The sequence below is a fragment of the Acidithiobacillus sp. genome, from assembly GCF_027322205.1.
GTDB lineage: Bacteria > Pseudomonadota > Gammaproteobacteria > Acidithiobacillales > Acidithiobacillaceae > Acidithiobacillus.
This window is the reverse complement of record NZ_DAHVHY010000059.1, coordinates 1-10,687: the sequence shown is the minus strand read 5'-3', so window position 1 is coordinate 10,687 and position 10,687 is coordinate 1. Positions and strand designations below refer to the sequence as shown.

At 60.5% G+C, this 10,687-nt stretch carries 9 protein-coding genes; 2 read left to right on the top strand and 7 right to left on the bottom strand.

The window, feature by feature from the left end; translation table 11 throughout:
• A partial coding sequence (locus tag M7F93_RS09100) for an HAD family hydrolase (protein WP_298172283.1) occupies positions 1-626 on the bottom strand: 626 nt, incomplete at its 3' end.
• A gap of 167 nt (positions 627-793) precedes the next feature.
• Here M7F93_RS09100 and dksA point away from each other — a divergent pair.
• Both dksA and M7F93_RS09090 read left to right on the top strand, forming a co-directional pair.
• Positions 794-1,258 (top strand): RNA polymerase-binding protein DksA, encoded by a 465-nt coding sequence (gene dksA, locus M7F93_RS09095; RefSeq protein WP_298172280.1) that lies wholly within the window; start codon positions 794-796, stop codon positions 1,256-1,258.
• A 4-nt stretch (positions 1,259-1,262) separates the two neighbouring features.
• On the top strand, positions 1,263-2,594 hold the full coding sequence (locus M7F93_RS09090; RefSeq protein ID WP_298172277.1) for a dihydroorotase: 1,332 nt from the start codon (positions 1,263-1,265) through the stop codon (positions 2,592-2,594).
• Here M7F93_RS09090 and tilS read toward each other — a convergent pair.
• The 6 genes from tilS to M7F93_RS09060 form a co-directional block, all read right to left on the bottom strand.
• A complete protein-coding gene (gene tilS, locus M7F93_RS09085; protein WP_298172274.1) occupies positions 2,558-3,952 on the bottom strand; it encodes a tRNA lysidine(34) synthetase TilS in 1,395 nt (464 codons plus the stop codon). The two genes, M7F93_RS09090 and tilS, sit on opposite strands and share 37 nt — an antisense overlap.
• Positions 3,930-4,880, bottom strand: coding sequence for an acetyl-CoA carboxylase carboxyltransferase subunit alpha (locus tag M7F93_RS09080; RefSeq protein WP_298172272.1), 951 nt, complete (start codon positions 4,878-4,880; stop codon positions 3,930-3,932). The genes tilS and M7F93_RS09080 overlap by 23 nt, the downstream gene beginning before the upstream one ends.
• A 33-nt stretch (positions 4,881-4,913) precedes the next feature.
• Positions 4,914-8,414, bottom strand: a complete 3,501-nt coding sequence (gene dnaE, locus M7F93_RS09075; RefSeq protein WP_298172269.1) for a DNA polymerase III subunit alpha — start codon at positions 8,412-8,414, stop codon at positions 4,914-4,916.
• Positions 8,411-9,004, bottom strand: a complete 594-nt coding sequence (locus M7F93_RS09070) for a ribonuclease HII (protein WP_298172267.1) — start codon at positions 9,002-9,004, stop codon at positions 8,411-8,413. Before M7F93_RS09070 ends, dnaE begins: the two co-directional genes overlap by 4 nt.
• Positions 9,005-9,017: 13 nt before the next feature.
• Complete coding sequence (gene lpxB, locus M7F93_RS09065) at positions 9,018-10,145, bottom strand: lipid-A-disaccharide synthase (RefSeq protein ID WP_298172264.1); 1,128 nt, start codon at positions 10,143-10,145, stop codon at positions 9,018-9,020.
• 4 nt (positions 10,146-10,149) lie between these two features.
• A partial coding sequence (locus M7F93_RS09060) for a DegT/DnrJ/EryC1/StrS family aminotransferase (protein WP_298172261.1) occupies positions 10,150-10,687 on the bottom strand: 538 nt, incomplete at its 5' end.

The window sequence follows — 10,687 nt, the reverse complement described above, 5'->3', positions numbered from 1 at the left end:
CTAAAGTCCTGTCCTTCGGTATATTCCGTCTGGGTAATAATGGTGGCGAGCCCCGCTCCACGGGCGGATTGCAGCCCGTTCGCCGAGTCTTCAATCGCGAGACAGTCTGCGGCAGACAACCCTAATTGACCCAGCACATAGGCATAAATGTCTGGTGCGGGCTTTTTATGGGGGACGATATCCCCGGCGCCGATGGTATGAAAGCGCTGCGGCGCCTCCGCACCCAGGGTGCTCTTCAACAGGGACTCGACATTGGCTGGCGTGGTGGTCGTGGCAATGGCCAGCGGCAGGCCATGATCCCGTGCCGCGTTCAGTAAACGCTCCACACCGGGGCGTAGCGGCAATAACCCGGCATTCATCATCTCCACGTAATACCCGGTCTTTTGACGGTGGATAGAGGCGATATCAGCATCGCCCAGTTGCGGCAGTTCCGGATGTTCATTCAGGAAAGCCCTGAGGCGTTCTTTACCGCCGGTAACCTTCAGATAGTGGCCATAGGTCGGCACATCCCAACTGAAAGGAAGACCAGCTTCGGCAAAAGCCTGATTGAAAGCAACTCGGTGGGCATCCCGTTCGGTATCGGCGAGGGTCCCGTCCACATCAAAGATCAGCGCACGCAATGGCATGAATCATTATCTCCTGAATTTATGGTAAAAAGTGTCATAACCACCGGGTAAACCCCAGACATCCAAAACAGTCTGGCCGGGCCATTGTAACCAGCATGCCCTAGATTGCCAAAACGGCTATTCTCTGTTAAACGTAAGCGGATTTACCACAAAGACAGGAAGCTCCCATGGACCAAAACACGTTCCAGCCCGCGAAAACAGTGCCCGGCGCGGCCCAGCAGTTCACCGCCTTCACCCCCTACGAGCCCGCTCCCGACGAAGAGTATATGGGTCACGCGCAGATCGCCCATTTCCAGAAAATTCTGGAAGACTGGCGCGGCGAACTGATGGCGGAAGTCGACCGTACCGTACAACACATGCAGATGGAAAACGTCAACTATTCCGACCCCAATGATCGGGCCAGTCTGGAGACAGACATGGGCCTGGAACTGCGCGCCCGCGATCGGGAACGCAAGCTGATCCGTAAGATTACCCAGGCCCTCGACCACATCAAAACCGGCGAATATGGCTACTGCGAAAGTTGTGGCGTGGAGATCGGCCTGCGCCGTCTCGAAGCCCGCCCTACCGCCACCCTCTGCATCGATTGCAAAACGCTGGAAGAAAAACGCGAGAAACAGATGGCGCAGGACTGACGCCATGCGTCTGCTGATTCGTAACGCGCGCATCGCCCTACCCTCCGGTGAACTATATCACGGAGATCTTTTCGCCGAAGATGGTCGCATTGTCGCCATCGATCGGGATATAGACCGCGCCGCTGATACGGTGATTGACGCCGAAGGTCATATGCTGATGCCCGGCGTTATGGACCCGCAGGTGCATTTTCGCGAACCCGGCAATGAGCAGAAGGAAGATATTTCCAGCGGCTCGCGGGCGGCGGCCAAAGGCGGCGTCACCAGTTTTCTGGAGATGCCCAACACCAATCCGTCCACCACCAGTCCCGCTGCTGTGGCGGACAAACTGACGCGCGGCGCCGAAAAATCCGTGGTCAACTACGGATTTTTTATCGGGGCCACCCCGGACAATCTCGACAATCTGCTGGCCGCCGATGCGGCCTGCGGCATCAAGATTTTTATGGGTGCCAGTACCGGCAACTTGCTGGTGGACAAGGAAGAGGATCTGGATCGTATTTTCGCGCATGGCCGCAAACTGATAGCGGTCCATGCGGAGGACGAGGCTCGCATTCGTGAACGACGCACCCAGTTTAGCGGCAGTTGTGATCCCGCCGATCATTCCCGTATCCGCGATGAGGAATCGGCACTGATCGCCACGAAACGAGCCGTTCGCTTATCAAAAAAATATCAGCGCCGTCTGCACGTCCTGCATCTCTCCACAGCCATGGAAACCGAGTTTTTACGCCAGGAAAAGGCGCCTTATATCAGTTGTGAGGCGATTCCCAATCATCTCTTTCTGACCACCGATGCCTACGCTAAAATGGGTTCTCTGGCGCAAATGAACCCGCCCATCCGCAGTGACCACGATCGTCAGACCCTCTGGGAAGGTTTGCGCAGCGGTGTCATCGATTGCATCGCTACGGATCACGCCCCCCATCTGCTGACAGACAAAGCCTTAGGGTATCCCCGCGCGCCCTCCGGCATGCCGGGCGTGGAAACCAGCCTGCCCCTGATGCTTACCGCCATGCGCGACGGTCACTGCAGCCTGGCCGAACTGCAGCGCTGGATGTGCTACAATCCGGCTCGCCTCTATGGCGTGGTGAACAAAGGGCGCATTGCCATCGGCTGGGATGCGGATCTGACTCTGGTCGACATGACCCATGAAAAACCCGTTCGTAATGAAGAAATGTTCACCAAGGTGGGCTGGAGCCCCTTCAATGGCTGGGTCCTGACCGGCTGGCCTGTTACTACCATTGTCGGCGGCCGGGTGGTTTTCGACAAAGGCGAGATTCTCCCCGGTGCGCACGGGCAGCCGCTGCACTATGTCGAGCCGACGCCCCTGTCGGCGGTAGACTGAACACCGGCATTCCAGAGACAGAGGGCCGTTCCCCCATGACGGGCACTCGCCCAGGGTGCGGTGTAGTACCCCAGAATGAGCAGCAAATGCCCCGCTTCGTCCCAGAGTAAGGGCACCTCCGCACGCCGATCCGGCGGCACGCCCGCTTCCAGCAGCAATTTTTTCAACGGACGATGTTGGCCCTGTCCGGTTAATATGAGTTCCCCCTCGCGGCGGCGGCGCCAGTACAAGCTCATCCCCGCAAAACGCCCTGCCAGCGCGTGATGAAAGCCATCCGGTGGCGTATCCCGAAGAGCGTACTGCCAGCCAGGGATCGGCAGCGATTTTCCTGGAACAGCACCCCAGGGACCCTCTTCCCATTCTTTTTCCACCGTAGCACACGGTTGCGACCAGGCGCGCAGCAGTCCGCCCTGCAGCCAGGCTTGTCCCCCTTCCCACTGAATCCGCGCGCCCCCGCGTCCCTGCATCACCGCGTCCCGCAGAACCTCCAGACGCTCCCGGCTCGGCACAGAAATCTGCCGCTGCTGAAGCCATCCGCGCAGAAAAACCCGCTGTGCAGCAGCAGAGAGGGACTGCAAATACTCCAGGGAGAGCCGCTCTGCAGAGAGTTCCGGGTAATCTGCCCGATACCGCTGCCAACGCAGGCTAAACCAGTCCGCTGCGATTTCCCGCATATCGGCAAGGTTATCCGCAGCGCGGGCGATATTGCGCGCCGCATACGGCCAGCCCAGTTCGCGCAGTTGCGGGAGCAGGATATTGCGTACCCGTACCCGGTCATAGCGCATATCGGCGTTGGCCGGATCATTCAGAAAAGGCAAGTGCCGCTGTTCCAGATAATCCCGCAGCACCTGTTGGGATACATCCAGCAATGGCCGGACCAGCAGCCCGGTACCCAGGGGGCGCTGCCAGGGCATAGCCGCCAGTCCGGCTACACCAGCACCGCGCAAGAGCTGCAAAAGCAGGGTCTCGGCCTGATCCTCCAGATGCTGTGCGGTAAGTAGCCAGTCACCTTGACCCAACTGCGCCGCCATGAGGGCATAGCGGGCACGCCGGGCCTGGTCCTCCGGCCCTTCGCCCGGGGTGTCTGGGGGTAGGTGCAGCAGGGTGAGGGGTACCCCCAGCGCCGCCGCCTGCTGCTGGCAGGACTGTGCCCACTGAGCACTGTCTGGATGCCAGCCGTGATCCACATGCAGAGCGTGAACGGTGTACCCTAAAGAAACCAGTGCCACGAGCAGGGCCGTAGAATCACCACCGCCACTGTAAGCCATATACAATATACGCCCTTCCGGGGGGCGCAAACTCCCCTGCAGACGCGTCTGGAGACGCCGCTCCAGCTCAGGCGGCGCCGACGACTCCATAGTGCATCAGGCGTTCATAACGGTTGGCCAGCAACTTGCTGGTATCCATCGTCTGCAGATCCTGCAGGTGATGGGCGAAGCGCTCGCGGGTCAGCGCGAAGACCGCTTCCGGATCACGATGCGCGCCACCAAGGGGCTCCGCCAGCACCTCGTCGACCAGACCCATTCCTTGCAGGCGACGTGCAGTGATACCCAGAGTTTCCGCTGCTTCGGCCGCCATAGCGGCGTTCTTCCAGAGAATCGAGGCGCAACCCTCCGGCGAAATGACGGAGTACACCCCGTACTCCATCATCAGCATCCGGTCACCCACGCCGATCGCCAGCGCCCCGCCGGAGCCACCTTCGCCAATAACCGTGCAGATGATAGGTACCGCCAGGTCGGACATCACCGCGAGATTGCGGGCGATGGCCTCACTCTGGCCGCGCTCCTCGGCACCGATACCCGGATAAGCTCCGGGCGTATCGATGAAAGTGAATACCGGCAGGGCAAAACGCTCGGCAAGACGGAGCAGACGCAAAGCCTTACGATAGCCCTCCGGTCGCGGCATCCCAAAGTTGCGCTGAATCTTTTCCTTGGTGTCGCGGCCCTTCTGATGCCCCATCCAGACGATGGGCTGTCCATTGAAGCGGGCCAGGCCGCCAATAATAGCCTGATCATCGGCGAAGGCACGATCCCCTGCCAGTACCTGCACTTCCGTGAAAAGGGCCTGCACATAATCCAGGGTGTAGGGCCGCTGCGGATGACGGGCCACCTGTACTGCCTGCCAGGCACCAAGTTTGCTGTAAATACGCTGCAACTCCTTGCGCGCTTTGACCTCCAGACGGCAAATGTCATCGGCAATACCCGGCTGATTCAGGGCGTGGAGCTCCTCCACCTTGGCATCCAGCTCCGCCACCGATTGTTCAAAGTCCAGATAACTGATTTTCATGCTCACTCCTTACCACTCCGAATGGGCCGGCGCTCAGGCCGGGCGTCGCGCCGCCTGCCGGGCACGCTCCAGGGGGATGACGTTATTGACGAGTAGTGTCGCCGGCCGATAGTCCCAGTACCAACGCGCCGTGGGTGCGAGCGCCGTCAAGGCGGCGATAGCGGCGGGACTCGCCACAAAGTTCAGGCTCTCCGCCACCCGCAATTGCGCAACAATATCGTCACCGACGCGCAAACGCAGACGTAAAGCCGTTTGGCCAGGGTATTTATGGAGCACGACGAGCAGGTCTTGGGGGGCCAATTCTGCAGCGACTTCCAGCTCCAGGGTCAGTTGCGCAGCCAGTTCCTCACGCGCCTGCGCCGTACCCAGCACGCGCAGGGCACTGAGCCGCAGGCCACCAGAATAGCTGTCCTCGCCCACCTCACCCAGAACCAGCACCGGCTCCTCACCCTCCCCGACCTTGCCAGCCTGCGCCCAGACTTCGGCAAAGACGACAACCTCCAGACGCCCCTGGCCATCGTCCAGGGTCAGGAAATAAATACGATCACCACGCTTGGTTCGGGTGCTACGCCGCGCCACCACCAACCCGGCCACCAGCACCGTGGTACCGGTACGGATGTCTCCAAGAGGTACCGTTCCCAGCGCCGCCAGATCATCCCGCAGACTGTCCATGGGATGACCACTGAGATAGAAGCCCAGGGTTTCCCGTTCCTGACGCAGGGTCTCGGTGAGGCTCCACGCTTCGGCCAGCACCAACGGTGGCGCCACCGGCAACGCTTCCTGTCCACTAAACAACGATTCCTGCTGGCTCGCCTGACTGCTCTGAAACTGCGCCGCTGCTTCAATACAACTGTCCACGGAAGCGATCAGGCTGGCCCGCGACACACTCCAGTCATCCATGGCTCCGGCGCGAATCAACGCTTCCAGGGCACGGCGATTGATTTTCTGGGTATCCACCCGGCAGAGCAGGTCAAAAAGATTCAGGAAGGATCCCTCTCTGCGGGCCCCAAGAATCGCCTGAATGGCGGCCCGCCCCAGACCTTTGATGGCTCCCAGACCAAAGCGGATATCACTCTCCCCCTCCGGCCGGAACTCCAGCACACTCTGCTGAATACTCGGCGGGGCAATATGCAGCCCCATGCGGGCACACTCGGCAATCATCGCCACGACCTTGTCGGTGTGATCCATATCTGCGGTCAGCACGGCCGCCATAAAAAACTGTGGATAGTGGGCCTTCAGGTAAGCGGTCTGATAGGACACCAGAGCATAGGCTGCCGAGTGAGACTTGTTGAAACCATACTCAGCAAACTTTTCCATGAGGTCGAAGATCGCCCCGGCCTGATCCGCTACCAGACCATTTTTGTGGGCACCCTCCAGGAAGATGGCGCGCTGCTTGGCCATTTCCTCCGGTTTTTTCTTGCCCATGGCCCGCCGCAACAAATCGGCGCCGCCGAGGGAATAGCCCGCCAGCACCTGTGCGGATTGCATGACCTGTTCTTGATAAACAATCACCCCGTAGGTTTCATCGAGAATCGGTGCCAGGTCGGGATGCAGAAAAGTGACCGGCGCCTTGCCATGTTTACGGGCGATGAAGTCATCGACCATGCCCGATTGCAGCGGTCCGGGCCGGAACAGGGCGACAAGGGCAACGATGTCTTCAAAGGTATCCGGCTGCAGACGTCGCACCAGATCGCGCATGCCCGACGACTCCAGTTGGAAGACCGCCGCCGTCTCGGTGGATTTGAGCAAGGCAAAAGTCGCCGTATCGTCTAACGGCAATTGCTGAATATTCACGGGCGCGCGCGCCGCCGCTGCCACATCGGCATTGATGAGTTTGACCGCCATGTCAATGATGGTCAGGGTACGCAATCCGAGGAAGTCGAACTTTACCAGTCCCATCTTCTCCACATCATCTTTATCAAGCTGAGTGACGTTCCCCCCCCCTTCGGAGCCGTCGGTAAAGAGCGGCATGCGGTCGGCCAGCGGCTCCGGGGAGATCACCACACCACCCGCATGGGTCGACGCATGGCGTGGCAAGCCCTCCAGACGCAGGGCAATATCCAGCAGGTCACGGACATCATCCTCCTCGGTCTGGCGGCGGCGCAGTTCTTCAGACTCTTCCAGTGCCTTGGCCAGGGTCATGCCCAGATCGCCCGGCACCAACTTCGCCAACTGGTCGACAAAGCCGTAAGGCAAACCCAGCACCCGACCGACATCCCGTACCACCGCCCGTGCCTTCATCGTCCCGAAGGTGATGATCTGGCCGACCCGATCGCGACCGTATTTGTCGGCCACATACTGAATCACGCGGTCGCGCTGGTCCATGCAGAAATCCACATCGAAATCAGGCATGGAAACACGCTCTGGGTTGAGAAAACGCTCGAACAACAGGCCATTGCCAATAGGATCGAGATCGGTGATCCGCAGTGCATAGGCCACCAGCGATCCGGCGCCGGAACCACGCCCCGGCCCTACCGGGACGCCATTATTTTTTGCCCACTGGATGAAATCCGCGACGATGAGAAAATAGCCGGGGAAGCCCATCTGCTGAATAACGCCGACCTCACGCAACAGACGTTCATGATAAGGCAACACGGCGTCGCCAGTGATACGCAATTCCTGCAAACGTTCCTGCAGACCTTTTTGCGCCGCATCATGCAAATATTCATCCACGGACTGCCCAGCCGGAATGGGGTAGTCCGGAAGCGCATACTGGCCGAGCACCAGCTCCATATTGCAGCGTCGCGCGATTTCGACGGTGTTGTCGCAAGCTTCCGGCAGGTCCGCAAAACGCTCTCGCATTTCTTCGGGGTCCGGCAGGCGATGCTCCGGCGTAAAACGGCGGGGACGGCGCGGGTCATCCAGGGTAAAACCCGCAGAAATACACTGCCGCGCATCGAAAGCGGCAAAGTCCGCCGCATCCAGAAAGTGGGCATTGTTGGTGGCCACCAGTGGTAAATCCAGTTTTCCTGCGAGTGCCGCTGTGGCCTGTACCAGCGCCTCCTGCCCAGCCTCGCCATTGCGCTGCACTTCCAGATAAAAGCGCTCAGGGAAAAGCTTTGCGTAGTACCGTGCCCGGCTTTCCGCCTGCTGGGGATTGCGCTGCAGGGCACGTCCAATTTCCCCCTGGCCTGCCGCAGACAGGGCGATGAGGCCGTCACTCGCACCTTCCAGCCATGCCGCGTCGATCTGTGGACGTCCGTGGCGACTACCCTCCAGATAAGCCCGACTGAGCAAGCGGCTGAGATTACCGTAGCCGGTTTTATTCATGCACAGCAGGATCAGACCGGCAGGCCGCTCCAAGTCTGCCGCATCATGCACCCAGATTTCGCTGCCAATCAGGGGTTTGACCCCCTGACTCCGGGCCGCGTTATAGAATTTGACCAGGGCAAAGAGATTGCCATGATCGGTAATCGCCACGGCCGGCATGCCCCGCTCCGCACAACGCTTGGCCAGCGCCTTCACCGGAATAATGCCATCCTCCAGGGAATATTCGGAGTGTACGTGCAAATGGACAAAGCGCGGCGCGCTCATTGCTGCGCCGCCCAGGCCCGGTCCACAGGTCCGAAACCACGCCGGTGCAGGACCGATGGCCCCCAGCGCTGTAGTGCCTCCAGATGCACCGCGGTGCCATAGCCCATATGTCGCGCCAATCCGTATTGGGGGTAATACCTGTCGAGTAAGCGCATCTCCTCGTCTCTCGCTACTTTGGCCAGGATACTCGCGGCGGCGATAGCATCCACCAGCCCATCGCCACCCATCAGCGTCTCCACTTGCCAGCCGGGGGGGGACTGATTGCCATCGACGAGAATCCGCCGAGGTCGCCGGGACAGACCCGCAACCGCCCTGGACATGGCCCGCAAAGACGCCTGTAAAATATTATAGCGCTCAATCTCCCAGACCGCAGCCCGGCTCACCGACCAGGCCAGGGCCTCACTGCGGATACGGGCAGCCCAATGCGCCCGTGCCGCTGCCGTCATTTTCTTGGAATCATTCAGACCGTAGAGGGGAGCGCGCAGAATCACCGCTGCCGCCACCACCGGCCCCGCAAGCGGCCCCCGCCCCGCTTCATCCACTCCGGCACAATGGGGTCCCCGGTGTTCCAGGTCCGGTGCCATTTTCATATGATCATCGGCTTCACGCCAGCATCTCACGAAGCACCCGCTGCAATTGCTCCGGAGGACTTCCTTCCAGCAGATCGCGCAGTTTTTGCAATTTCGCCACCTGCATGGAGCCCGCTGGACCAAAAAGCACCGCCAGGGCGCCCGCCACCTGGGCGGGCACAAAGGCGTCCTGCAAAAACTCGGGGTATACGAACTCTTTCAGCAGGATATTCGGCATGGCCACGAAAGGTGTCTTGATCAATCGTCGGGCAAAGGCAAAGGTGAGCGCGTTCAAAACATAGACGACCACTGCCGGGCGTTCCATGAGCGCGGTTTCCAGTGTCGCCGTCCCGGAGGCCACCAGCACCACATCCGCTGCCGCCAGCACAGTCTGGGTCTGCGCCGACACCACCTGCACATCGTCCGGGCCGGCGCCCTGCTTCCAGCGACGTTCCCAGAGGGGACGCAACTCCTCCCGGGCCAGCGCTACCAGAATCCGGAGATCCGGCATTTGTTCGCGCAGTCGCCGCACCGTTTCCGCATAGCGTAAAGTCAGGCGTTCCAGTTCGCCGCGACGGCTGCCCGGCAAGAGCGCGAGTACTGGGCCGTCCGCCGTCAGTTCCAGAGCCGCCCGCGCGCGCTTCCGATCTGGCGCCACAACCGTCTGCGCCAGTAACGGATGGGCCAGTACATGCACCGGTACGCCGGCTTGCTCATAAATCGGTACTTCAAAAGGAAAGAGGACCAGCATATGATCCACCACAAGCTTGATCTGATGGATTCGTTGCGAGCGCCAGGCCCAAATCTGCGGACCCACCACGTAGAGCACCCGGATACCCAGTTGCTTCGCCGCTTTCGCCACCCGCAGATTAAAAGCCGGGTGGTCGATCAGCACTACGCAGTCCGGTCGCTCCGTCCGCAGATGGTGCAGAATCCGCGCATAGAGGCGGCGCAGGCTGCCATAGTGCCGCAGCACCGCCACCAGATCGATCATGGCCAGCACCTCACCATCCGCGATGTTTTCCACTCCAACTGCCTGCAGACGGGATCCGACCACCCCCGACCACTGCAGATTGAGTCCGGCTTGCGCTGCATTCGCCATGATCTCCAGCCCGAGATTCTCTCCAGAGCGTTCCACCGCGAGGATAAATGTTTTGCTCAAGGCCCTAGCCGTGCAGGGTGCGACGGATCACGGTAGCGATCCAGGCAATCTGCTTCTCACCCAATTCCGGGAACATGGGCAGCGAGAGCACCCGCTCCGCCAGACGCTCTGCCACCGGACAATGGGCTTGTGCCTGGTGCGCGAACATCTTCTGCTGATGCCCCGGAATGGGATAGTAGATAGCGCTAGCGATGCCCTCCGCATGCAGAGCCGCTTTGACCGCGTCCCGCGCATCCGATTGGATGGTAAACTGGTGGAAAACATGGTGATAGCCCACCGGCACCGCAGGCAATTGCAGGTCGAGGCCGGTCAGATGCTGGGCATACCAGGCCGCCGCTTGCCGCCGCCCCGCATTATAGACCGCCAGGTGCGGAAACTCGGCGCGCAGAACCAGCGCCTGCATTTCGTCGAGGCGACTATTATACCCCAGCGCGTCGTGGTGGTAGGTTTGCCAGGAACCATGGTTGCGCAGTCCGCGCAGTTTACGTTCCAACTCCGCATCCGCGGTCACCACCATTCCACCATCCCCGGCACCACCGAGA

What these genes read in the sequence shown, in the direction of transcription:
- dnaE (WP_298172269.1), bottom strand. Translation starts at nt 8,414, where the DNA reads ATGAGCGCGCCGCGCTTTGTCCATTTGCACGTACACTCCGAATATTCC.
- M7F93_RS09070 (WP_298172267.1), bottom strand. Translation starts at nt 9,004, where the DNA reads ATGAAAATGGCACCGGACCTGGAACACCGGGGACCCCATTGTGCCGGA.
- tilS (WP_298172274.1), bottom strand. Translation starts at nt 3,952, where the DNA reads ATGGAGTCGTCGGCGCCGCCTGAGCTGGAGCGGCGTCTCCAGACGCGT.
- M7F93_RS09080 (WP_298172272.1), bottom strand. Translation starts at nt 4,880, where the DNA reads ATGAAAATCAGTTATCTGGACTTTGAACAATCGGTGGCGGAGCTGGAT.
- M7F93_RS09090 (WP_298172277.1), top strand. Translation starts at nt 1,263, where the DNA reads ATGCGTCTGCTGATTCGTAACGCGCGCATCGCCCTACCCTCCGGTGAA.
- dksA (WP_298172280.1), top strand. Translation starts at nt 794, where the DNA reads ATGGACCAAAACACGTTCCAGCCCGCGAAAACAGTGCCCGGCGCGGCC.